21 protein-coding genes and 1 tRNA gene are annotated in these 20859 nt (G+C 67.9%); 16 read left to right on the top strand and 6 right to left on the bottom strand.

Annotated elements, in window-relative coordinates; all coding sequences use genetic code 11:
* Both G7Y49_RS06030 and G7Y49_RS06025 read left to right on the top strand, forming a co-directional pair.
* Positions 1–769: class I SAM-dependent methyltransferase (locus tag G7Y49_RS06030; RefSeq protein ID WP_165172055.1), on the top strand; the 769-nt coding region annotated here is incomplete at its 5' end.
* Between the two features lie 62 nt (positions 770–831).
* Positions 832–1107, top strand: coding sequence for a hypothetical protein (locus tag G7Y49_RS06025; protein WP_165172053.1), 276 nt, complete (start codon positions 832–834; stop codon positions 1105–1107).
* A 100-nt stretch (positions 1108–1207) separates the two neighbouring features.
* Here G7Y49_RS06025 and G7Y49_RS06020 read toward each other — a convergent pair whose 3' ends face one another.
* A complete protein-coding gene (locus tag G7Y49_RS06020; RefSeq protein ID WP_165172051.1) occupies positions 1208–2254 on the bottom strand; it encodes a DUF262 domain-containing protein in 1047 nt (348 codons plus the stop codon).
* Between the two features lie 9 nt (positions 2255–2263).
* Positions 2264–3433, bottom strand: a complete 1170-nt coding sequence (locus G7Y49_RS06015; RefSeq protein WP_165172049.1) for a DUF262 domain-containing protein — start codon at positions 3431–3433, stop codon at positions 2264–2266.
* Between the two features lie 238 nt (positions 3434–3671).
* On the opposite strand from G7Y49_RS06015, the gene G7Y49_RS06010 reads away from it, so the two are divergent.
* The 6 genes from G7Y49_RS06010 to G7Y49_RS05985 all read left to right on the top strand — a co-directional run bounded on the left by G7Y49_RS06010 (position 3672) and on the right by G7Y49_RS05985 (position 7892).
* Positions 3672–4226 (top strand): TetR/AcrR family transcriptional regulator, encoded by a 555-nt coding sequence (locus G7Y49_RS06010; RefSeq protein ID WP_165172047.1) that lies wholly within the window; start codon positions 3672–3674, stop codon positions 4224–4226.
* A gap of 177 nt (positions 4227–4403) precedes the next feature.
* Positions 4404–5711 (top strand): trigger factor, encoded by a 1308-nt coding sequence (gene tig / locus G7Y49_RS06005; protein WP_165172045.1) that lies wholly within the window; start codon positions 4404–4406, stop codon positions 5709–5711.
* 206 nt (positions 5712–5917) lie between these two features.
* On the top strand, positions 5918–6433 hold the full coding sequence (locus tag G7Y49_RS06000) for a peptidylprolyl isomerase (protein ID WP_165172043.1): 516 nt from the start codon (positions 5918–5920) through the stop codon (positions 6431–6433).
* 75 nt (positions 6434–6508) lie between these two features.
* On the top strand, positions 6509–7285 hold the full coding sequence (locus tag G7Y49_RS05995; RefSeq protein WP_165172041.1) for a hypothetical protein: 777 nt from the start codon (positions 6509–6511) through the stop codon (positions 7283–7285).
* Between the two features lie 237 nt (positions 7286–7522).
* Positions 7523–7597: transfer RNA gene (locus G7Y49_RS05990), tRNA-Val, on the top strand.
* A gap of 100 nt (positions 7598–7697) precedes the next feature.
* On the top strand, positions 7698–7892 hold the full coding sequence (locus G7Y49_RS05985; RefSeq protein WP_165172039.1) for a hypothetical protein: 195 nt from the start codon (positions 7698–7700) through the stop codon (positions 7890–7892).
* A gap of 534 nt (positions 7893–8426) precedes the next feature.
* On the opposite strand, the gene G7Y49_RS05980 is transcribed toward G7Y49_RS05985, so the two are convergent.
* Together G7Y49_RS05980 and G7Y49_RS05975 are read right to left on the bottom strand one after the other, a co-directional pair.
* Positions 8427–8612, bottom strand: a complete 186-nt coding sequence (locus tag G7Y49_RS05980; RefSeq protein ID WP_165172037.1) for a hypothetical protein — start codon at positions 8610–8612, stop codon at positions 8427–8429.
* Between the two features lie 147 nt (positions 8613–8759).
* Positions 8760–9674, bottom strand: a complete 915-nt coding sequence (locus G7Y49_RS05975) for a LysR family transcriptional regulator (protein WP_165172035.1) — start codon at positions 9672–9674, stop codon at positions 8760–8762.
* A 215-nt stretch (positions 9675–9889) separates the two neighbouring features.
* On the opposite strand from G7Y49_RS05975, the gene G7Y49_RS05970 reads away from it, so the two are divergent.
* The 4 genes from G7Y49_RS05970 (at position 9890) to G7Y49_RS05955 (ending at position 14662) form a co-directional block, all read left to right on the top strand.
* The gene (locus tag G7Y49_RS05970) at positions 9890–12466 is read left to right on the top strand and encodes a molybdopterin-dependent oxidoreductase (RefSeq protein ID WP_165172033.1); all 2577 of its coding nucleotides are present in this window, start codon (positions 9890–9892) and stop codon (positions 12464–12466) included.
* Positions 12459–12881 (top strand): hypothetical protein, encoded by a 423-nt coding sequence (locus tag G7Y49_RS05965; protein ID WP_165172031.1) that lies wholly within the window; start codon positions 12459–12461, stop codon positions 12879–12881. Before G7Y49_RS05970 ends, G7Y49_RS05965 begins: the two co-directional genes overlap by 8 nt.
* A gap of 164 nt (positions 12882–13045) precedes the next feature.
* Positions 13046–13858: an EFR1 family ferrodoxin gene (locus G7Y49_RS05960; RefSeq protein WP_165172029.1), complete on the top strand. Its 813-nt coding sequence runs from the start codon at positions 13046–13048 to the stop codon at positions 13856–13858.
* A gap of 36 nt (positions 13859–13894) precedes the next feature.
* Positions 13895–14662 (top strand): 4Fe-4S binding protein, encoded by a 768-nt coding sequence (locus tag G7Y49_RS05955; RefSeq protein WP_165172027.1) that lies wholly within the window; start codon positions 13895–13897, stop codon positions 14660–14662.
* A 34-nt stretch (positions 14663–14696) separates the two neighbouring features.
* Here the strand turns inward: G7Y49_RS05955 and G7Y49_RS05950 are convergent, their stop codons facing one another.
* Together G7Y49_RS05950 and G7Y49_RS05945 are read right to left on the bottom strand one after the other, a co-directional pair.
* Positions 14697–15572 (bottom strand): patatin family protein, encoded by an 876-nt coding sequence (locus G7Y49_RS05950; protein WP_165172025.1) that lies wholly within the window; start codon positions 15570–15572, stop codon positions 14697–14699.
* 3 nt (positions 15573–15575) lie between these two features.
* A complete protein-coding gene (locus tag G7Y49_RS05945; RefSeq protein WP_165172023.1) occupies positions 15576–16016 on the bottom strand; it encodes an Rrf2 family transcriptional regulator in 441 nt (146 codons plus the stop codon).
* A 395-nt stretch (positions 16017–16411) separates the two neighbouring features.
* Between G7Y49_RS05945 and cpaB the strand changes: the two genes are divergently transcribed.
* The 4 genes from cpaB to G7Y49_RS05925 are packed head-to-tail and all read left to right on the top strand — an operon-like array spanning position 16412 to position 20854.
* Positions 16412–17092, top strand: a complete 681-nt coding sequence (gene cpaB / locus G7Y49_RS05940) for a Flp pilus assembly protein CpaB (protein ID WP_165172021.1) — start codon at positions 16412–16414, stop codon at positions 17090–17092.
* Positions 17092–18582 carry a chromosome partitioning protein ParA gene (locus tag G7Y49_RS05935; RefSeq protein WP_165172019.1) on the top strand — a complete coding sequence of 497 codons (1491 nt, stop codon included), beginning with the start codon at positions 17092–17094 and terminating at the stop codon, positions 18580–18582. The genes cpaB and G7Y49_RS05935 overlap by 1 nt, the downstream gene beginning before the upstream one ends.
* Positions 18579–19913, top strand: coding sequence for a CpaF family protein (locus G7Y49_RS05930; RefSeq protein ID WP_165172017.1), 1335 nt, complete (start codon positions 18579–18581; stop codon positions 19911–19913). Before G7Y49_RS05935 ends, G7Y49_RS05930 begins: the two co-directional genes overlap by 4 nt.
* On the top strand, positions 19886–20854 hold the full coding sequence (locus tag G7Y49_RS05925) for a type II secretion system F family protein (protein WP_165172015.1): 969 nt from the start codon (positions 19886–19888) through the stop codon (positions 20852–20854). The genes G7Y49_RS05930 and G7Y49_RS05925 overlap by 28 nt, the downstream gene beginning before the upstream one ends.
* The last annotated feature ends 5 nt before the right edge of the window (positions 20855–20859 follow it).

Here is a 20859-nt window from a genome sequence, read left to right as displayed (position 1 = left end):
GGCGGCTGCGGCTGGGGCGGCGGGCGCCGGGGCGGCCCGCGCTGCGGGCGCTGCCGCCGGGGCCGATGCGGCGGATGACGCGGCGCTCGTGGCGCACTACGCCGACAAGGAGTTCGAGTACGGCTTCGCGAGCACCTGCAAGATGGTCCTGCCGGCGAGCGAGCTGAAGGGCAAGAAGATCCTCGACGTGTGCTGCCGCCGCGGCAAGGGCGTGTTCAAGCTGAGCTCGATGGCGGGCAACGGCGGCGGCGTCATCGGCGTCGACTGGAGCGCGGCGCACCTCGCCGAGGCGCGCGACCGCATGGAGCGCGCATGGCGCGACAGCGGCCTGGCGCGCAACAACATGGAGTTCCGCGCGGCCTACCCCGAGGACCTCATCGCGGCGGGCATCGGCACCTCCACGATGGACGTGGTGTACGTGAACAGCGTGAACACGCTGTTCTTCGACACCGCCCGCGCGCTGCGCGAGTTCGGGCGCGTGCTCAAGCCGGGCGGCCTGCTCGTGTTCGAGACGGTGCTCGCCGACCGCGAGCGCGACGACGACGTGGTGGCTGCTGCTCGCGAGCTGGGCAACTGCATCCAGGCGGCGCGCACGCGGCAGGAGAACGAGGCGTGGCTCGCAGCTGCGGGATTCGGCGAGGCGACCGTCGTGGAGTCCTACGCGGTGGAGGCGAGCCGCGGCTTCAAGCCGGGCAGCACGGTGGACGTGGTGCCCGGTGACGAGGACGTGCGCTACGAGGCCGTGTCGCTCTACGTGAGCAAGCTCTAGCGGCCGTCGGCCTGCGGAGCGGGGAGGCGGGGCGCGCGTCTGCCCAAAGGAGGTTGTTGAGCATGGAAGTGCCAGTTGAGAGGCGGTTTCGCGGGTCGGTGCGGCTCGTCACGCTGCATCTGTGGCGCGTGGCGAAGTCGACGGATCTTGAGGACGGCTTCGCCTGCGCGCGCGAGCTCGGGATGATCGACGAGGGCAACGAGCGGTTCATCCGCCGCTGCCTGGCGATCGACGCGCAGCTCGAGGCGGGGGAGGAGCCTGCCGAGCCCGTGACGCCCGCGCTCGTGCAGGAGCTGCAGGCGTGTGCCATCAGGCTGAACTCCGCCGACCCGGCGTAGGGCCCCGCATAAGGGAAAGCGCGCGGCTTCGCGGGTCGCGCGCTTCCTCACCGCCTCGTCGCAAGGCGGCGCCTCGGGAGCGCCGCTGCCTGTTCGCCGATCAGTCGCCGAACAGCTTCTTGCTGGCGATGGTGTTCTCGAGGGAGTTTCCGTTTTGGGAGTGCCGCTGCGCCGTCGCCGACCCGGATGACTGCGAGCGCTCGTTGAACGTGGTGCAGAACCCCTTGAGCCCCCGCAGCAGCTCCTCGAGCGAGCCTCTGTGGATGTCCTCCAGGTAGGTCTTGAAGGCGGCGTACACCTCGTCGGCGCTGCCCACGCGCAGCTTGGGCGCGGTGACGGCGAGCCAGCCGTGCAGCGCGGCGGCCAGGCGCGCCGACCCGCCCTCCTCGCCGTACATGCGCTCGACGGGTGCCCAGTAGCGGTCGTACAGGCGCGTCTGCTCGTCGTAGCTGGCGCTGGCGAGCAGCAGGTTGCGCACGAGGTCGGCCGTCGACAGCGGCATGCCCTTCGAGTTCAGGCTCTCGAAGATGAGCTGCGCGCGGTCCTCGCCCTCGAGCTCGGCGGCCAGCACGACGAGCCGCTGCAGGCCGCCCCAGAGCGCCGCGGCGTCCTCGGCGTCGAAGCGCTCGCCCATCTTCTCGCGGAAGCGGCGGTAGTTGCTGATGACGTTGGCAGACAGGTCGTCTTCTTCGGGAAGCTCCGTCTTCTCGAGCACGGCTGACAGCGTGGCGCGGTCGACGCGCGAGAGCAGCAGCTTCGGCGCGGGCGTGCCGTCGGACGCCGCGGGCATGCCCGGCGCGCGCAGGTAGCGCTGCGTGATGCCCTCGGCCGTGGCCCCCTCGAGCGTGAGGCCGGACTCGCCCAGGTAGTCGCGCAGCGCGGTGAGCAGGAGCGTGAGCGTGGCCGTGCGCTGCTGCCCGTCGATGACGTGCAGGTGCTCGGCGCCGGCGGCGTCGCCCGGCTCGTGCGCGTACAGGACGGTGCCGGTGAAGTGCGTGGCCCCCGTGCGTCCCGCGCGCATGACGTCGGCCCACAGCTGGTCGCACTGGCGCGTGCTCCACGCGTAGACGCGCTGGTAGACGGGGATCACGAGCTGGGTGTCCGGCGCTCCCAGAAAGTCGAGGAGCGTTTCTTGTCTGATGATCATGACGCCTCCCTACTGCGTCGCGTCGACGGCCGACATGGCCTCGTTGTACTTCTGCGCAGCCCCCTCGTGGTCGGTCTTCTTGAGCTTGCGGTCCGCCACGAGCGTGGGCGCGCCGTTGATGGCCCAGTTGAACGACGAGCGGAACTTCTTCACGGCGTGGTAGCGGTAGTTCTCCGCCCACACGAGGCTGAAGTTGCGCAGCTCGGCGAGCAGGCTCTCGGTGGTTCCCTCGAACTCGTCCTCCACGTAGCGCTTGAACACGCTGTACACCTCGCCCGTGCCCTTCGCGCGCACCTTGCGGAAGCGCAGCGAGAGCCAGCCCTGGATGGCGTTGTCGAGGCGCAGCGAGCCGGGGTCGGGCGCGAACATGCCCTCGATGGGCGACCAGTACTCGTCGTAGAGGCGGGTCTGCTCGGCGTGCGTCTCGGCGAGCAGGAGGTAGTTGCGCACGAGGTCGGCCGTGGTGAGCGGCAGGCCCTTGGAGTTCAGGCTCTCGAAGATGAGCTGGGCGTTGTCGGAGCGGTCGACCTGCGCGCCCACCACGAACAGCAGGTTGACCCCGCGCCAGAAGGCCGCGGGGTCGAAGCCCTCCTCGGCCATCTTGCCCTCGAAGAAGGCGAGGTTGGCCATGACGTTCTCCGAGGGGCTTTTCGGCAGCTCCTCGCGCATGGCGACGGCGAGGAGCGTGTCGCGGTCGGTGCGGGAGAGGAGGAGCTTGGCCTGGCTGGCGGCTCCGGTGGGGGCGCTGGCGGGGGTTCCGGTTGCGCTGTCGGCGCCGGCCGCGTCAGCCGCGCCGGCCGGGGTCGCGCTGTCGGCGTCAGCGGGCGTCGTCTTGAGGAACCGCCGCTCGATGCTCGCGGCGTCGACGCCCGCGCCAGCGTCGGCATGCGCGCCGAGGTAGCGGGCGAACGCCGCGAGCATCAGCGTGAGCGTGGTCAGGCGCTGCTGCCCGTCGACCACCGCCAGGCGCGTGATGCCGCCCGCGTCCTGCGCGTCCTGCTCGTAGAGCAGCGTGCCCACGAAGTGCGTCAGGTTCGACTTCGCGGCGCGGTGCACGTCGAGCCAGAGCTCCTCGCACTGGCGGTGCTTCCACGAGTAGAGGCGCTGGTATGTGGGGACGACGAACTGGACGTGCTCCCTCCCGAGCAGGTCCAAGAGCGCGTCGTTGCTTGTCTTCATGAAGCGTCACCTCCTGTTTCCGGTGTTGGCTTGCTGTGATTGTAGGAAACGCGCCGCGTGTGTGGCGTACAGAATCGTACAATATGTACGATAACTTGCGCCCACGTGCGCGGGCGCGCCTCGGTGCGCGGCGCGGGCGGCGCACGCCGAGGGCGGCGAGGCCGAAGGCAACAGCGAAGGCAGCGGCGGCGCACGCCGAGGGCGCGAGCGGAGACGCTCGAGGCGAAGGAGGAAGCCCATGACTGACGCGCGGGCGCGGCGCAGCCGCGAGGCGATAAAGGACGCGCTCTTAGACCTGCTCGGCACGCGGCAGCTGGCGAGCATCACCATGTCGGAGCTCGCGCGCGCGGCGCACGTGAGCCGCTCGACGCTGTACGCGCACTTCGGCAACGTGCAGGAGGCCTACGAGGAGCTCGCCTACGACTTCACGGCGCGCATCCCCCCGCTCGAGGCGTTCGTGGGCTGCGAGGGCTGCGCGGCGCGCCGTCTGGACGCGCAGCCGTTCTGCGTGGCCATTCGCAACGCGGGGAAGTACCTGCCGCTCGTGCGGGACACGCGCTTCCTCCCCACGCTGTTCGAGCGCGTCGAGGCCGGGGCGTACGCGAGCGAGATGGTGGCGACGTACCGCGCGGCGGGGCTCGAGGAGGCGCATGCGCGCGCCATGCTGCGCTTCCAGCTGAGCGGCTGCTACGCGGTGGCGCTCTCGGGCGTGCGCGCGGAGGACTGGCCGCGCCTGCAGCAGTCCATCGACACGTTCATCATGGGCGGCATCGGCGCGCTGCGCACGCGCTAGCAGCGCCAACGGGCGAATTTCGCGACTTTGATCCAGGATGAGCGGGGCCTCCCCCTAGGGAAAACGGGGAGGGTGCGTTACAATAGCAGAACGTGTCTAGTGGGCGGAAGCATGGGCTGAAGCGCGCGGGACGCGCTTCGAGAAATGCAAGCGAGTTCATGTACAGGGGGAGAGACTGTGCAAGTAAAAGATAGGGCGCTGGAGGATGACGGCGAGCGCCAGGAACTGGTCCTCACCATAACCGCGAGCGCCGAGGAAGTCGACGCGAGCGCCAAGGAGTTCTTCGGGCAGATCGCCCAGCGTGACCTCAAGGGATTCCGCAAGGGCAAGGCCCCGCGCGCCATCCTGGAGCAGAGCGTCGGCGGGCATGCGAACGCCATGGGCGGCGTGGCCGAGACGCTCATCAACGAGATGGCCTTCAAGGCCATCGACGGGGCCGACGTGATCTTCATCGAGGAGCCGCAGTTCAACGTGACCGACCAGCTCGAGGAGGGCCGCCCCTTCACGTTCACCGTGTCGGGCCTGGTGGCCCCCGCCATGAAGCTCACGAGCTGCGAGCCAGTCTCCATCGAGATGCCCCCCGAGGAGGTCACCGACGAGGAGGTGGACGCCCAGCTCGCCGAGCTGCAGGACTACTACCACTCCTTCGAGGAGATCGCCGACCCCGACCACGTGGCCGAGCCGGGCGACTACATGATGGCGGTGCTCTCGGTCGACAACCACGGCAAGGTGATATCCGGGCTCTCCAACGCCAGCCGCATGATCGGCCTGGGCGAGGGCATCATGCCCGCGTCGTTCGACGAGAAGGTCTACGGCGCGAAGGCCGGCGATGTGCTCGAGTTCGACTTCGAGGCGAAGGACGACGAGGGCGGCTCCGAGTTCGGCGACGGCGAGCTGCACGCCGTGGTGGAGATCAAGAGCTTCCGCAAGCGCGTCCTCCCCGCGATCGACGACGAGCTCGCCGCGAAGGTGGGCTGCACCAGCGTGGAGGACATGCGCAAGCAGATGCGCCACAGCATCAGCGTGCAGAAGGGCAAGGAGCTCCCCAAGCTCAAGGTCGATCGCGTGATCGACGCGGTGCTCGAGCGCCTCGACGGCGAGGTCCCCGGCTACTACGTGGACTTCATCCGCCAGGACGTGGGGCGCGAGCTCATGCAGTCGCTCGAGAAGCAGGGCACGAACCTCCAGCAGTGGATGCTCCAGAACAGCATCCAGGCCGACCAGATGAAGGAGGACGTGGCCACCGAGGCGCAGCGCCGCGCCTCCATCGACTGCGCGCTCGAGGCGCTCTTCCGCGACCTGGGGCTCGAGCTCACCGACGAGGACATCGACAAGATGTTCGAGGGCGATGACGACCCGGCCGCCACGCGCGCGGCGTGGGAGAAGGCCAACCGCATGGCCGACGTGCGCAAGATGTGCCGCCAGACGAAGGCAACCGACTGGCTGGTGGAGAACGCGCAGGTGACGGTGGTGGCCGACGCCTAGGCGGGCGGCGCGCGCAGGCTAGCGATGCGCAGGCCGCGCGCAGGCGGTCGCGCGGCGGCGGGCCGGCGATGCATGGCGGACCCGGCGCACGGCGGCCTGCGGCGGCCCTCGCCTCGCCCGTGCGCGGCAACCTGCGCTTTACGAGGTATCTGTTCTGCCTGCGAGCTTCGCAGGCGGCTTGAACCAATCCTGAAAGGGGATTACCGATGCAACTTGGATCTACGGTGACGCTCGTCTACAAGGGCACGCTCGAGGACGGCACGGTGTTCGGCTTCGCCAACGAAGAGGACCCCATGAAGTTCCAGACGGGCATGGACATGGCCATCGACGGCTTCGAGCAGGCCATCCTCGCGATGAGCGAGGTGGGCGAGAAGAAGACGTTCACCATCAGCGAGTACGAGGCGTACGGCGAGTACCTCGACGACTACACGGCCGAGATTCCGCTCGAGCAGATTCCCACCAACGTGAAGGTGGGCAAGCGCATCTGGCTGTCGAGCAGCGAGGACGGCGCGCCCGTGCCGGCGACGGTGCTCGAGGTGAAGGACGGCATCGCGAAGTTCGACCTGAACCACCCGCTGGCGGGCAAGAGCCTCACGTTCGAGGTCGAGATCCTCGAGATCGAGGACGCCCCCGAGAACTTCGTGTCGGCCCAGGAGAAGGCGCAGCACATGAAGGAGCAGACCAAGCTCCTCGGCGGCGACCAGGGGATCGACTACCGCTAGGACATCCTGCCCGCCGCCTGCGCGCGCAGGCGGCGGGCTTTCGTTTCCGACACATTTCACTTGGAGGTTTTCCACATGGCGAAACAACGCTTTACCCTTACCTCGTACGACCCGGTGTACGCCATTGCCGAGGAGGTAAGGATCCCCGAGGAGGTCATCCGCGAACAGGCGCTCCGCTGGCTGAAGCTGCAGTGCTGCAAGGAGGGCGAGGAGCCGCGCCTGTCGAACCAGTGGGTGGCGGCGCACACGAAGGACTTCAAGAACGTCGAGGAGCTGATGATCTTCATCCGCTACAACATGTACCGCGACAACCGCGAGGTGCAGGAGCTCTCCGACCAGGACGCCATCTGCAAGGAGCTCTCGAAGCGCCTGGTGGAGGAGCTGCCGGCTGACCTGGTTGAGGAGTCCCTCTACGCGGCGAACTACCGCCTCGAGGAGATGATCAGCCGCAACGGCATGACCATCGAGGACTTCTGCCGTCAGCGCGGCATGACGCTCGACCAGCTGTACGCCGACGTCAAGGAGCGCACCCTCCAGAGCCTGAAGGAGGACTCGGCGCTCGAGGCGTACGCCGACCACGCCGGCTACACGCTCGAGGCGGAGGACTTCTACGCGATCATCCCGGGCGACGACATCCAGGACAAGGCGCGCAAGCGCCAGCAGATCGAGCTGGAGGGCCGCCTCGCGCAGATGGAGGAGTACGCGCTCAAGACCAAGGCGCTCAAGGAGATCATGGAGAACGCCATGATCAAGCGCAAGCCCACCGACGCCGAGTGGCTCCGCTACGGCGACACGAGCGCCGACGTGCTGAACGCGAACAAGCAGTTCCCCGACAGCTTCGTGAGCCTGTAGGCGCGCAGCGCCGGAGCGCGCCGGAGCGTGCTGGGCGCGCCGAAGCGTGCCGGGCGGTCGGTTGGCGCCTGGAGCCCCGCTGGCTCGCGGGCCTTCCAGGTTGCGGCATCTGGAGTCTCGCGGCTCACATGCCGGCCGGGTTCGCACGCATGGCCTCGCCGTCGCGCTTGCCAATCGTATTCGCCTGTGCGAAAATACCTAGGCACGCGCGGGCCGGCACGGCGGCGCGCATAACGTGGTCGATTGGCGCAGCGGGAGCGCAGGTGCCTTACAAGCACAAGGTCACAGGTTCAAATCCTGTATCGACCACCACGTAACTCAACCCCGTTTCACCAGGTGAAGCGGGGTTTTTCTCTACGATGGCCCGCCACGGGCCGCTTCGCTCGTTCGCGGGCAGGTGAGCCCCAGCTCCTTGAAGCACGAGCTCGGCCAGTGGCTCTCCTGCCATTACCAGCACCGCGTCGTCCAAGGCGCGAAGGCCGACTGCCGCATCATCTACCGCACCACGGAAGATGGGATCGAGGTCAAGGGATTCGGGCACCGCAGGATCCCCGAGGACTTCTACCGCCGAATGAGCGCGGGGCGTGTCGAGCTGCCCTCCTGCTGAGCATCTTCGATGATGAGGGGCGCAATTCTCGCCTCGAATCTCATGAGCTTTTCGAGCTGCTCATCGAGTTCTCCGAATATCTCATTTTCGGGCATTTCTTCATCAACAGCACAGTCAGCCGTGGAGAACGGCACATGGAAAGCCCAGTTGATCCTCTTGGGATGTGAAGAGGCATGCCTGAATAGCGACTCGAAGCGGCGCAGCCTACGGCAGGGGGAGGTCCGATCCCGTTACGTCGCGGTATTCCTGGACGGCCTGCGTCGCGTCGTACACGAAGCGGGCGAAGGCCCTTCGGCCGTAGGTTCCAACGGGGTCGGCCCCGATGGCGTGGAACTTCGTGGCAAGGAAGAAGTTCCTCGACGCTGGCGATGCAGGGAAGCAAGGTGCGAAACCTTGGAGCGCGTGCTGCCGAGGCGGATGCGTCGATTCTTGGGAGAGCGGTCATCTCTCGTTGAGCGCGAGAGAGGGGGGGTCGGCAGAAGCATCTGCCGAAACGGGAGATACGGGGGCGAAGCCTTGAGCACCGACAACGCCCTATTTCCATCCACGGTTTTGAAAAGCTGGATGGAAAACGCCCGTTATCGGCGATTCGAGCCCCGAAAACCACCGACAACGGCGCTTTCGCATCCGCTTTTCCCGTGAAACCGCCGATAACGACCCTCTTTCATCCAGGATCACCTGAGGGGTGGATGAAAAAGCATCGTTGTCGGTAACGGCCATGCCGTGTCCTTTCCGCCCGGCGCCTGACCCCTGCGCGTCACCGTGCGCTTCGATGTTCGACTGCTGCTCAGGAGGACGGGGCGAGGCTGTTGTTGCCGCCTTCTCACATTCGGTTGGTTCGGCGGGAGCTTCGCTCGCCTGCGCCGCTCAGAGCTTCGCGAGGAACTCCTCGAACTGGCGCAGGGCCGGGTTGCGGTTGGATGCGCTCGAGACGAAGCACGGGGTGATGAACTCCTCGATGCCGCTGACCTTCTTGAAGCAGCGGTTGTCCACCACGGCATAGGCCGGCTCCAGGCGCTCCTCGTCGTTGACGAGCATGACCTCCTTCGGGGAGATGTTGAGGATGCACTCCTCGTAGCTTCCCGGCCAGCATGAGCAGCTGATCTGGATGCCGAACTTCTCCGAGGCGGCGCGCGCCAGCGACTCGAGCGGCAGGTAGGCCACTGACGAGGGGATCAGAAACGAGCAGCCGTTCAGGCTGGCGACGCTGATCGACCCGCAAGCGCACAGCGGGTTGGACTGGTGCATCCAAAGGTAGAACTCCCCCGGGTCGATGTGGGGCAGGGGCGTCAGGCTCACGAGGGCGGACTGCTCGGCGTCGAGCTCCGCCGCCATGTTGGTGGCGGAGAATCCGCCGTCGACGCGCCCGGCCGCGAGGGCGTCGATCAACGTCGTGCCCTTGTGGCTCGTCCATTTGACGTCGATGCCGGGGTTCTCCTTCCTGAACAGCAGCACCAGGCGGTCGATCGCACGCCCGAACCCGTTGATGCGAATAGGCTGCTCGAAGGTGATGACCCCCGAGTTGTCGGACATCTGCCGACAGGACGAGACGGCCTCGTCAAGGTCCTCGAGGATGCCCTTGACGTCAGTGCAGAACCGCTTGCCCGCCATGGTGAGCCTGACGGGCTGCTCGCGCACGACGAGCTTGAAGCCGAGCTCCTTCTCCAGGTTCGCGATGTGGCTGCTCAGGGTCGGCTGCGCGAGGTTAAGGTGCAGCGCGGCCTTGCTGAAGTTCAGGTACCTGCTGAAGACGATGAATTCCCTCAGAGACTCAATGTTCATGACATCCTCCCCCCTCGCCTATTTTAGCGAAAAACCCTTGGCGTGACCTCGGGCGCGAGACTCGCAATACCGCCTATTGCGAATCGTGATAGCGAGCAAGCATCGCCTGCCCCTCCGCATCGCGCATCCCTATTTTCCCCACGGCCGCACGGTATCTAGACTTCTTCGTAAGACCTGGGAAAACCCAGGCGAAATGACGAGGAAGGGAGCCGAGAATGGCTAGCTCCGAGGAGAGGGTGACCTACAACCCGTGTCAGGGCTTCGGTTGCCATGAGCATTGCATCCTCGAGGTCCACTCAAGGGACGGCAAGATCGTGCGCACGCAGCGCGCGCCGCTGCCAAGCCCCGCGCCGGGACCGCGAATCTGCAGCAAGGGCATCATGAGCGCGAAGATACCCTACACGCACGACCGCCTGCTGAAGCCGCTCAAGCGCATAGGAGAGCGCGGAAGCGGCCAATGGGAGGAGATCAGCTGGGACCAGGCGTTCGAGGAGATCGGCGCCAAGCTGAACGCGATCACCGAGCAGTACGGCTCGCACGCCACCATCCTCAACACGTTCTGGTGCGGTGTGCCGGGCTGCGACCGCTCGACCAACTTCGACCTGGCCATGCGCTTCCTGAACTCGTTCGGCGCCACCAGGCTCGAGGGTCCCTCCATCGACATGAGCACCATCTTGGCCACGCTCACCGACCTCAACGGCATCATCTCGAACAACCGCTACCTGCTCAACGAGTGCAACGACCACATCATCATCTGGGCGTCCAACCCCATCGGGTTCACGCGTCCGGGCGAGACGTCGCATATGTTCATGGACGCGCGCGAGCGCGGCTGCAAGATCACGCACATCAGCAACCTCTTCGACGTAACGTCGGCCAAGGTCGACCACTGGGTGCCCGTCAAGTCGGGCACCGACGCGGCCCTGGCGCTGGCCATGGCCAAGACCATCGTTGACGAGAACCTCCAGAACGACGAGGCGCTCGTGAAGCGCACGACCGCTGCCTACCTGGTGCGTGAGGACAACGGCCGCTACCTGCACGCCTCAGACGTCGTGGAGGGCGGCAGCCCCGCCGAGTACGTGTACGTCGACGTCGACACCGGCGAGATCTGCTTCGCCGGCCGCCACGTGGCGAAGGCGGCCGTTGGCGCCATCGGCTCCTCGGTGGCGACCGACTCCATCGGCGCGACCTCCGGCGGCGTGGCAACCGAGGCCGAGCAGAGCGAGGAGGAGCGCCTGAAGGGCTACGCCGCGAGCGACGTCTATGGTGATCATACGCCTGACCTGCGCGCTTCCGTCGAGGTCAACGGCATTGCGTGCCGCACGGTGTTCCTGCTCCTCATCGACCACCTCGAGGGCTACACCCCCGAGTTCCAGGAGGGCGTCACCGGCGTCCCCGCCGAGACGTGCCGCGAGTTGGCGCGCGAGTACGCGACCGTGCCCACCACCATGTTCATCTACGACGGCCTGCGCTATGCCAACGCGACCCAGACCGCTCGCGCCATCTACCTGCTGGTGTACCTGACCGGCCAGATGGGCGCGAAGGGCGCGACGATCCTGCCCTCGCCGCTGGACTACTATCCCACCACGCAGCTGAACATCAACCCGCTGTGGTACCCGGACGAGAACATCCACCGCGCCGACCAGGTGCCGTGGGTCGACGTGATCGACAGCTTCAGCAACCCCGATGCGCCGCAGCAGTACAAGGCGCTCATCAACCCCTACGCGAATCCGATCCTGAACTGGCCGAACAAGGACATGTGGTACAACCAGGTGCTGCCCAACCTCGACCTGTTCGTGGCGGTCGACATCCGCATGTCAGACACGTGCAAGTACGCCGACTACGTGCTGCCCGAAACCACGACGTACGAGCGCTGGGAGGTGCTACCCGGCCCCAACGAGTGCATCATCATGTGCGAGCCGGCCATCGAGCCGGTTGGCGAGTCGCGTGACATCGCCCAGATCTTCGCCGGCCTGGCGAAGGCGACGGGCGTCGGCGACCTGTTCGGCGACAAGAGCCTGGAGTTCTGGGCCAAGTTCAAGATCTCGCTGCCTGGCACGAGCGGCCAGTACCTGCAGGCGCCCCTCACCGCCGAGGAGGACCCCGAGCACGCAGGCGAGCTGGCCGACGTCACCGTCGAGCGCCTGGAGAAGGCGAAGTTCCTGCACCTCGACGTGGCCGAAGAGCAGTTCGACAACTACCGCGGCATCACCTTCGACACCCCGTCGGGCAAGGTGGAGTTCTACAACGAGAACTTCCTGCCGCTCGGCAAGGCGTTCGCCGACTTCGAGCCTGCCCTGGTCAACGACGAGGTCGCGCGCGAGAAGTACCCGCTGCAGTTCTATCCCGGACGCCACAAGTACTTCATGCAGAGCCAGTTCACCAACATCCCCGAGCTGGTCAGCCTGGCCACCGCCACGCAGAGCGGCTTGGCGCTGAACCCGGTGGAGGCCGCGGCGCGCGGCCTGAAGGACGGCGACGAGGTCGAGGTGGTCAACCAGCGCGGCGTGATCAAGACCACGCTGCGTCTGCGTGAGGACATCGCTCCCGGCATCGCTCATATGTGGTACAGCTTCAACGAGGACAAGTACCCTGGTTCCAGCTGCCCGCAGCATCTGATGGTGTCGCAGAACACCAAGGAGGTCCAAAGCGCTCAGATGGGTGCGATCACCACCGCCTTCGCCCAGACGATGGCGTCGTTCGGGGTGCCGCGCTCGGCTTCGTTCTTCGTGGAGAACGCCGCGCCGGAGATCATCTGGGATGCCCTGTGCGAAGTGAGGAAGGCTGGTGAGTAAGATGTCGAAGACCATTCTGGTTAACGTTGACCGCTGCCTGGGCTGCTGGACCTGCTCCTTGGCGTGCAAGGTAGCCTATGACCTGCCCGTCGACGAGCACCGCTTGTACGTGCGCACCATCGGCGGCGGCGGGGTGGACGTTCCCGCCGGCCAATGGCCGAACCTGTCCATGAAATGGATGCCGGTCTACAAGACCAGCTGCATCGACTGCCGCGGCTGCAGCTCGACGGACGACATGCCGTACTGCGTGTACAACTGCACCACTGAGGCGCTGACGTACGGGGACCTGGACGACCCGGCAAGCCCCGCCGCCCGCGAGATGACGCGGCTCAAGAACATGGGCTACCACGCCTACGAGCTGAGCGCCTGGGAGGGCACCAAGCCAGGCGTCGTGTACCTGGAGAAGGGCCTGTAAGGCAGGCGCTTGACGAGGGCCGGGGCGCCGGCCGGTTGGCGGGCGCTGGCCGGCCGGCGAGCGCTGGGGCGCTGGCTGGCTGGTGACATGCGCCGCAGCCGGGGTGCTGGGGCTGGCGAGCGCCAAGGTGCCGCCCCGGCTCTCTGACTTTCGAGGAGGGTGGAATGATTCTCTACTTCAGCGCAACGGGGAACTCCCTCGCCGCTGCGCGCAGGATCGCGCGCGAGAACGGCGACCGCCTCTATGATTTGGGCGCGGGGCTCAAGGCGGGGCAGCGCAAGGTGGCCGTCAGGCAGGGGGAGGACCTGGGGTTCGTGTTCCCGGTGTACCGCTGGTCCACGCCGGCGGCGGTCGACCGCTTCGTGCGCGGCGTCACGTTCCTCACGCCTGACGGCGCGCCGTTCAAGCCCGGCTACTGCTACTGCGTCATCACCTACGGGTACTTCCCTGGTGACGAGGTGAGGTACTTCGCGCGGGAGCTCCGCGCGTCGTGTGGGATCGAGCTCGACGCGGCCTTTGCGGTGCCGAGCGTCGAGAACTGCATCTACGTGTCCAACCCTCCTGACAAGGCGCGCGCCGCGGCGAAGCTCGCGAAGGCGGAGCCTCGGATGGAGGAGGTCGCGCGCGCGGTGGCCGCACGGCGACGCGGGGCGCGTGCGCAGCGCAACCCCGTGGGCGTCCTGCTCTCCAAGGTGACGGGGACGCAGGACAAGCCGCGCTCGACCAAGCCGTTCAACGTGCTGGCGGATCGCTGCGTGGGCTGCGGGACCTGCGTCGAGGCATGCCCTACCAACAGCATCAGGCTCGAGGGAGGGCGACCGGCCTGGTCAGGTGACGCGTGCAGCGAGTGCTTGGCCTGCATTCACCGCTGCCCGCGCGAGGCGACGCAATACGGTAAGATATCGCTCAAGCGCAACCGCTACCTGCACCCGGAGCTTGCGCGTGAGGCTGGGGAGCCTGCAGGCTCCCAAGTGTGAGGCGGGGGCCGCAGGCTCCTGGGAAGGATGGATTTCATGAAGTGCGCTCTCGTTCAGTTCAGCCCCACCGGCGGCACCGAGCGGGCGGCGTCGGCGTTGTGCGACGGGCTCGGCAGCGTGACGCAGCTCGTCGACTTGGCGGATCCCGCGTTCGCTCCCGTCGAGGTTGACGGGTCTGCCGAGATCGCCGTCATCGCGGTGCCGTCGTTCGGCGGCCGCGTGCCGGCGCTGGCGGCTGAGCGCCTTGCGAGCGTGCGCGCATCGGGGACGCCTTGCGTGCTGATGTGCGTGTACGGCAATCGGGCTTACGACGACACGCTGCTGGAGCTGTCCGACCTGGCCGTCGGCTGCGGCTTCGAGGCCGTGGCCGCCGTTTCCGCGATAGCCGAGCACTCCGTCGTGCGCGCCTTCGCAGCGGGGCGGCCCGACGCGACGGACGTGAAGGCCCTGCGCGCGTTCGCCGCCGAGATCGCGCGGAAGGTGGGGGCGGGCGAGCGCGGCATGGCGACGGCGCTGCCCGGCAGCCCGGCTTACGCGAAGAAGAAGGCGGGTGCGAGCGGCCCGTATCCCAAGGCGACCTCGAGCTGCACGAAGTGCGGCGTCTGCGCCGCGAAGTGCCCGGCGGGCGCCATCGACGCGGCTAATCCGAAGGCGCCGGACACCGCGAAGTGCGCTTCCTGCATGCGCTGCGTCAGCGTGTGCCCGAGCAACTCCCGCAAGGTGAGCGGGCTTCTGACGTTTGCTGTGAGCAAGGCCATCGGCAAGGCCTGCAAGGAGCGCAAGGAGTGCGAGCTGTTCCTGTAAGGCGTTTGCATCTTGAGCGAGACGACGAAGCTCCCTACGCTTTGCGCGTGGAGGCGGCGTCGGCATTCGCTCTTTCCACGAACCGCTCTATCGCCGTGCCGTCGGCGTATCCCTTGGCATAGAGGCGCAGGATCGCCTCCCGGTCCTTCGTCAGCGTGTCCACCCCGCAGGTGTCGTCGGGTGCCACGATGAGCGCCCTCCCCTCGGCCTCGAGCTTCTTGGCGAAGGAGACCGAGGCGTTGTAGCGCGCGGCCCTGCTGCGCAGGCGCGCGGCGGCTTGTGGGTACGTGCGTTTGATCAGGCGCGCCACCTTCGCGTCCTTGCCAGGCGTGCGCTCCGTGTCCTTCGGCTTGGTGAGGAGCACCACCACTTTGTCGCAGCCGAGCTCGAGGGCCTTCTGCACGGGGACGGCGTCGCCTAAGGCCCCGTCGAAGTACCGTATGCCGGCTATCGGGTAGGGGCGGCAGGCGAAGGGCAGCGCGGAGGACGCCTTGAGGATGTCGTAGCCATCCTGGCTGAGGTATTCCTTGCCGAAGTAGCGCGGCTCTCCCGTGTGCGCGTTCGTTGCGACGACGTAGAGGTCCATCGGGTTCGCGCGCAGGGTGGGATAGTCGAGCGGGTTCTCGCCGTTCGAGTCGCTGAGCGTGCCGTACACGTAGTCAAGGTCGACGTAGGATCCCTTCCTGATGAAGTTGCCGAGGCTCATGTACTGCTTGCGCAGCGCGTACTCGGAGTAGAAGACCTTGTTTCTACCCTTCTGACCTGCGGTGAATGACGCCAGGTTCGCGCTTCCGGCCGACACGCCGATGCCCAGGTCGAATGCTATGCCACGATCCAGGCAGAAGTCCAGCACGCCGGCGGCGTAGATCCCCCTGAGCCCGCCGCCGACGTCAACGATTCCAGTTCTCATGTTCTAAGGTTGCACTGCCTCTCGTTCTTGGATTCTCATGCGCATGTCGGTTATGCAGCCGGCAAGCGTCTTCTCTTCGAGCGCTCGCGCGAACGCCTCCTCCACGTTTGCGAAGGCGCTGGTCAACGTGGGTTTGATGTGACGTCCCACGATGCACTGGTCGCTCGGGTTCTGGTGAATGTCGATGAGGTGATAGGCGGGTCCCCCGCTGACGGCCTGGTAGATGCGCAGGAGGGGGAGCTGGTCGGGCGGAATTGCCAGCGCATAGCCTTCGACGCCCTGCCTGCTGCTCACGATGCCGGCTCTCTTGAGCGCTGCGAGGACCTTACGGACGTAGCTGGCGTTGGTGCCCGCGCTGCGCGCCATCTGCTCCGAGCTCAGAGGCTTGGGTGACTCAGAGATGAGGATCAGAACGTGGATGGCGATCGAGAACTTCGTGTCCATGGCAGCGCCCGCTCCCTTCTGAGCTCGATGGCTTGCGAGACCTCTCTACTCGCGGGGTTATCTTAGCTTGTATCTACATCTGATACAAGTGGATTTCGGCAGCGTGCGCATACAGGTACGGAGCGGGTGGACTGGCGGGTGCGTTTGGCGGGGGACTCTTGTCAGGCGGGGACGACGAAGCGAGGGCTTTCGCGTTGGGAGGGCGCGGCTCGCGGCAGGCGTTCTTGCCAGGATGCGCCGGCTCTTCGGGGCGAAGCGCGGCGTGGGCGTACGACGTGCCGCGTCCGGGCGGGCGAAACGCCGCCTGATTCTCCGGGGAGATTCGCCAGGTTCCTCCCATGTATCTGCCAGACGGGCTCGTTACGCTGGGGCTCGACGGGAGAAGGCAGGTGCTTATGGCGAGGCGAAACAAATCGTTGGTGGCGGGGCTCATATGCGGCCTGTGCTGCGTGGCATGCGTGGGCGCGTACGTGGCTCAGGTGGACGCGCAGGCCAGCGCCGTGCGCGCCGAGGCGCTTTCTCGCTACGGCGGCGACCAGCTCGAGGTGTGCGTGGCGCGGCGGGACGTTTCCGCAGGCGAGGTGCTTGACGATGCGTCAGTCGAGACCAAGATGTGGGTGGCGGCGCTGCTTCCGGAGGGTGCGCTGACGAGCAAGGCCGAGGCGGTCGGCAAGCAGGTGGGCTCGAGCATCCTGGCGGGCGAGGTGATATCGAGCAAGCGGTTCGAGGCCGCGGACTCCATGATCGAGGTGCCCGACGGCCTTTCTGCGGTGAGCGTCCCGGCGCGCGAGGTGCAGGCGGTCGGCGGCGCGCTGACGCCCGGCATGCGGGCTGACGTGTACGCGGTGGGGTCGACCTCCACGTCGAAGCTGGTCGCGGGCGCGCTCGTCATCGCGACGAGCGCCTCTGAGGCGGGGCTCTCGTCGGGGTCGACGGCGTGGGTGACGCTCGCCGTTCCCCCTTCCGCAGTTGAGGAGCTGGTCTCGGCTGCCCAGAACCTGGAGCTGTACTTCGTGCTGCCCACGGCAGCTTCCGACGGGGGATCCGCTGGCAAGGGCGGCGGAAAGGGGGCGTGATGGGACGGATCGTGCTGTGCGCCGACTCGGAGAGCTTGCGGCATCCCGAGCTCATGGGGCTTGACGGCGAGAGCGTGGAGGCGCTCCCCTGGCTCGAGTGCTTCGCGAACGCCGAGGAGGCGCGCCGCTTTGCGCGAGGGGCGAAGGGCGTCGACGAGGTGTGGGTCGTCTCGTCAGACGACATGGAGGGCATCAACGTGGCGGCGGCGATAAGGGAGGACGATCCCGAGAGGGACGTGTACCTGGTGCTCTTCGAGGCGTCGGGGTCGGCCTTGAGCCGCGCGCAGGCTGCGCGCGTGACGGGCACGCTCACCAGGCAGGCGCTCGCGCAGCGCTTCGCGCTCGCGAAGCGCGGGCATGCGCGGCGCTTGCCCGCAGGTGCGGGAGGGTCTGCTGATGCGGCGGGAGCGACCACGGCGCCAGGGGCGAGCGCGGAGGCGTCGGGGGTGATCGCAGCTCCAGGGGCGAGCGCGGGGACAATGGCTGAGGCGGCGGGTGCGGCGGCGATGGCGGGGACGGTGGCGAGCGTGGATGCCGTGCTGCATCCGGACGCGATGGCGGGCGTCGTCCCCGCTGTTCCTGCGGGCGCCTCAGCTGAGCGCAGCGCGTTCGTGCTCACGGTGGTGAGCGGCAGCGGCGGTGCGGGAAAGAGCTCGGTGGCGACGCTGGCCGCCTTCCTCGCGCGCGAGCGCGGCCTGCGCACCCTGCTGCTCGACGGCGACCTGCAGTTCGGCGACCTGCATCACCTGGCGGGGCTTGAGCCTGCCGCCACGCTTGACGAGCTGATCGCGCAGGACGGCGCCGAGGCGCGCCTCGGCGCCGAAGGGCAGGAGGAGCTGGTGCTCGTGGGCGCCCCGCAGCGGCTCGAGCAGGCCGACGCGGTGGCGCGCGAGCTGCCCGCGCTTCTGTCGAAGCTCGCGCGCAGCTTCGACGTCATCGTGGTGAACACAGGCGCGAGCTGGGCTGACTATCACGTGGTGTTGCTGGAGCAGAGCTCGTGCGCGCTGTTTCTGGTGGATCAGCGCGCCTCGTCGGTGCGGGCGTGCCAGCATGCGCTCGAGCTGTGCGCGCGGTGCGGCATCGCGACGGGCTCGTTCGCCTACGTGCTGAACCGCTGCGGCAAGGGGGCGCCCTTCACCTCGATCGACGTGTCCTGCGCGCTGCAGGGGGCGCATGTGGCCGAGCTCGCGGAGGGCGGGCACGTCGTCGAGGAGCTTCTGGGCGCGGGGTACCCTTCCGAGCTCGTGGCCTTGGCGAACCCATTCTGCGCCAGCGTCGAGCGCCTGCTCGACGAGCTGCTTCCCGAGGGAGCGGCGGCTTGGGGGCGCTCGCGGGGCATGGCGCGCGGACAGCGTGCGGGGCGGGGCGGGATGCTCGCGCGTCGGTCGCGTCGGCGCGCACGCGAGGCGCCTGCGCCCACGCGAGCACTCGCAGGCGTGCCGGCTGACGTGCGCGCGGGCGCTTCCGTCGGCGAGGAGGTGAGGGCATGACGCTCGCAGAGCGCGTGCGCAGCGCGGAGGGCGCCAATGCGACCAGGGGGCGGGATGCCTCCCCGCGCCGACGCGGCGTCGAGGACCTGCGCCGTGACGTGAAGAAGCGCGTGCCGCTCGAGAACATCGCCGTCATCATGGCGAGCAACCCGGAACGCGCGCGCAACGAGCTGCGCACGGCGTGCCGCGGCGCGCTCGCCGAACCCCAGTGGGCCGACCTCACGGGCGCTCAGAAGAGCCGGCTGGCCGACGAGCTCATCGACGTGGTGTTCGGCATGGGCCCTCTGGAAGGGCTCATCGACGACGAGAGCGTCACCGAGATCATGGTGAACGGCTCGCGCAGCGTGTACTTCGAGCGCGACGGCAAGCTGGAGCGCAGCCCCGTGAGGTTCGAGAGCGACGAGCAGGTGCGCGTGCTGATCGACCGCATCATCGGGCCCTTGGGACGGCGCATAGACGAGGCGTCGCCCATGGTGGACGCGCGCCTCGCCCAGGGGCATCGCGTGAACGCGGTGATACCGCCCGTGTCCCCCGACGGGCCGGTGCTCACCATCCGCGCCTTCTCGCGTCGCGTCATGACGCTCGAGGAGATGGAGCGGCGCGGCTCGCTCGATGCCGGCCTGCGGGTGTTCCTGGGGTGGCTCGTGCGCGCCCGCAAGAACGTGGTGGTGTCAGGCGGCACGGGAAGCGGCAAGACCACGCTGCTCAACGCGCTGTCGTGCCTGATCCCCCACGAGGAGCGCGTGATAACCATCGAGGACTCCGCCGAGCTGAAGTTCGAGCAGCATCCGCATGTGGTGCGCCTGGAGGCCCGTCCGCGCAACGCCGAGGGCGAAGGCGAGGTGACCATACGGGACCTGGTGGTGAACGCCCTGCGCATGCGCCCCGACCGCATCATCGTGGGGGAGTGCCGCTCGGGCGAGGCGATCGACATGCTGCAGGCCATGCTCACGGGGCATGAGGGGTCGCTGACCACGCTGCACGCGAACTCGCCCGAGGACGTGGTCGACCGCATGGTGACGATGGTCCGCTACGCGGTCGACCTGCCGGTGGACGCCATCGAGGCGCAGATCGGCGGCGCGTTCGACTACGTGGTGCAGGTGGCGCGCGCACCTGACGGGTCGCGTTTCCTGGCGCAGGTGGCTGAGGTGGGGTTCGACCGCGAGCGGCGGCGCTGCGTGGTCGAGCGCGTGTACGTGCGCGACGCGCTCGGCGATGCAGGGGCGGGCTCATGGCTGCGCCGCCCGGCCTGCCTGGATGAGGTCGTGGAGCGCCGCGTGGCGACGCGAGAGGAGGCGGACGCATGGGAGCGGCGAGCTTTTGGGCGGTGACGGCGGCGCTTCTCGCGCTGGCGGCGGGATGCTTGGCGGGGGCTGCGGCGTGGCGCGCGGCTTTGCGCTGGCGACTCTCCGCGAGCGCGCTTGTCTCAAGCAGTCGTGAGCGCGCGTTTCTCATCCTGTGCAAGGGGTGTGCGCCGCTGAGGCCGGTGGCGCGGCGCCTTCTGCGGGTGCCGGCGGTGGCTGAGGCGTCGAGGGGAGCGGCGTCCTTGGCTGACGCGCGGGGGCACGTGACGGGTGTCGAGGAGCTGCTCTCGTCGGCGCTCGGCATGCTCGTGTGCGCGTCGGCGGCGGCGTGGGCGCTGTCGGGCTCGGCGGCGTGCGGCGCTGCAGCGGGATGCTGTGCGGTGGGCGGCGTTGTGGCGGCGCTGCGCTCGGCGGCGGACAAGCGCTCGCTCAGCATGCGCGAGGAGGTGCCGGAGGCGTTGCGCTGCATGGGCGTGTGCTTCCGCTCGGGGCTCTCGCTCCTGCAGACGCTCCAGCAGACGTCGCATGAGGTGAAGGGCCCGCTCGGCGATCTGTTCGCGGCGGCTGCGCGGCGAGTCGAGATGGGCGCGCCGACGTCCGAGGCGCTCGAGGCGCTGCGCGACGGGCATCGCGTTCCTGAGCTCGCGTTCGTGGCCGTGGCGCTTGACGTGCAGCACCAGAGCGGCGGGAGCGTGGCGCCGGTGCTCGAGGCGGCGCGGGAGTCGGTCGAAGGCGAGCTCGAGCTCATGCGGTCGCTGCGCGTGCAGACAGCCCAGGCGAAGCTCTCGGCGCGCATCGTCACGCTGATGCCCTTCGTGCTGGTGGCGCTGTTCTCGCTGGCGAGCGGCGACTTTCTGGCCCCGTTCTTCAGCAGCTTCGTCGGCGTGGCCCTGCTCGGGGTGGCGCTCGCGATGCAGGCGGCGGGCGTGCTCATCGTGCGGCGCATGCTGCGCGTCGAGGCGGGGTGATGGCG

This window comes from Adlercreutzia sp. ZJ242 (assembly GCF_011038995.1).
Lineage (GTDB): Bacteria > Actinomycetota > Coriobacteriia > Coriobacteriales > Eggerthellaceae > CAAEEV01.
Note: the sequence above shows the minus strand (reverse complement) of the source record. Positions and strands in the feature narration are given on the sequence as shown.

Excerpts from the sequence above, each read along its gene's own strand:
- G7Y49_RS06025 (WP_165172053.1), top strand. The coding sequence starts at position 832 with ATGGAAGTGCCAGTTGAGAGGCGGTTTCGCGGGTCGGTGCGGCTCGTC.
- G7Y49_RS06020 (WP_165172051.1), bottom strand. The coding sequence starts at position 2,254 with ATGATCATCAGACAAGAAACGCTCCTCGACTTTCTGGGAGCGCCGGAC.
- G7Y49_RS06015 (WP_165172049.1), bottom strand. The coding sequence starts at position 3,433 with ATGAAGACAAGCAACGACGCGCTCTTGGACCTGCTCGGGAGGGAGCAC.
- G7Y49_RS06010 (WP_165172047.1), top strand. The coding sequence starts at position 3,672 with ATGACTGACGCGCGGGCGCGGCGCAGCCGCGAGGCGATAAAGGACGCG.
- G7Y49_RS06000 (WP_165172043.1), top strand. The coding sequence starts at position 5,918 with ATGCAACTTGGATCTACGGTGACGCTCGTCTACAAGGGCACGCTCGAG.
- G7Y49_RS05995 (WP_165172041.1), top strand. The coding sequence starts at position 6,509 with ATGGCGAAACAACGCTTTACCCTTACCTCGTACGACCCGGTGTACGCC.
- G7Y49_RS05980 (WP_165172037.1), bottom strand. The coding sequence starts at position 8,612 with ATGGCCGTTACCGACAACGATGCTTTTTCATCCACCCCTCAGGTGATC.
- G7Y49_RS05975 (WP_165172035.1), bottom strand. The coding sequence starts at position 9,674 with ATGAACATTGAGTCTCTGAGGGAATTCATCGTCTTCAGCAGGTACCTG.
- G7Y49_RS05970 (WP_165172033.1), top strand. The coding sequence starts at position 9,890 with ATGGCTAGCTCCGAGGAGAGGGTGACCTACAACCCGTGTCAGGGCTTC.
- G7Y49_RS05960 (WP_165172029.1), top strand. The coding sequence starts at position 13,046 with ATGATTCTCTACTTCAGCGCAACGGGGAACTCCCTCGCCGCTGCGCGC.
- G7Y49_RS05955 (WP_165172027.1), top strand. The coding sequence starts at position 13,895 with ATGAAGTGCGCTCTCGTTCAGTTCAGCCCCACCGGCGGCACCGAGCGG.
- G7Y49_RS05950 (WP_165172025.1), bottom strand. The coding sequence starts at position 15,572 with ATGAGAACTGGAATCGTTGACGTCGGCGGCGGGCTCAGGGGGATCTAC.
- G7Y49_RS05945 (WP_165172023.1), bottom strand. The coding sequence starts at position 16,016 with ATGGACACGAAGTTCTCGATCGCCATCCACGTTCTGATCCTCATCTCT.
- cpaB (WP_165172021.1), top strand. The coding sequence starts at position 16,412 with ATGGCGAGGCGAAACAAATCGTTGGTGGCGGGGCTCATATGCGGCCTG.
- G7Y49_RS05935 (WP_165172019.1), top strand. The coding sequence starts at position 17,092 with ATGGGACGGATCGTGCTGTGCGCCGACTCGGAGAGCTTGCGGCATCCC.
- G7Y49_RS05930 (WP_165172017.1), top strand. The coding sequence starts at position 18,579 with ATGACGCTCGCAGAGCGCGTGCGCAGCGCGGAGGGCGCCAATGCGACC.
- G7Y49_RS05925 (WP_165172015.1), top strand. The coding sequence starts at position 19,886 with ATGGGAGCGGCGAGCTTTTGGGCGGTGACGGCGGCGCTTCTCGCGCTG.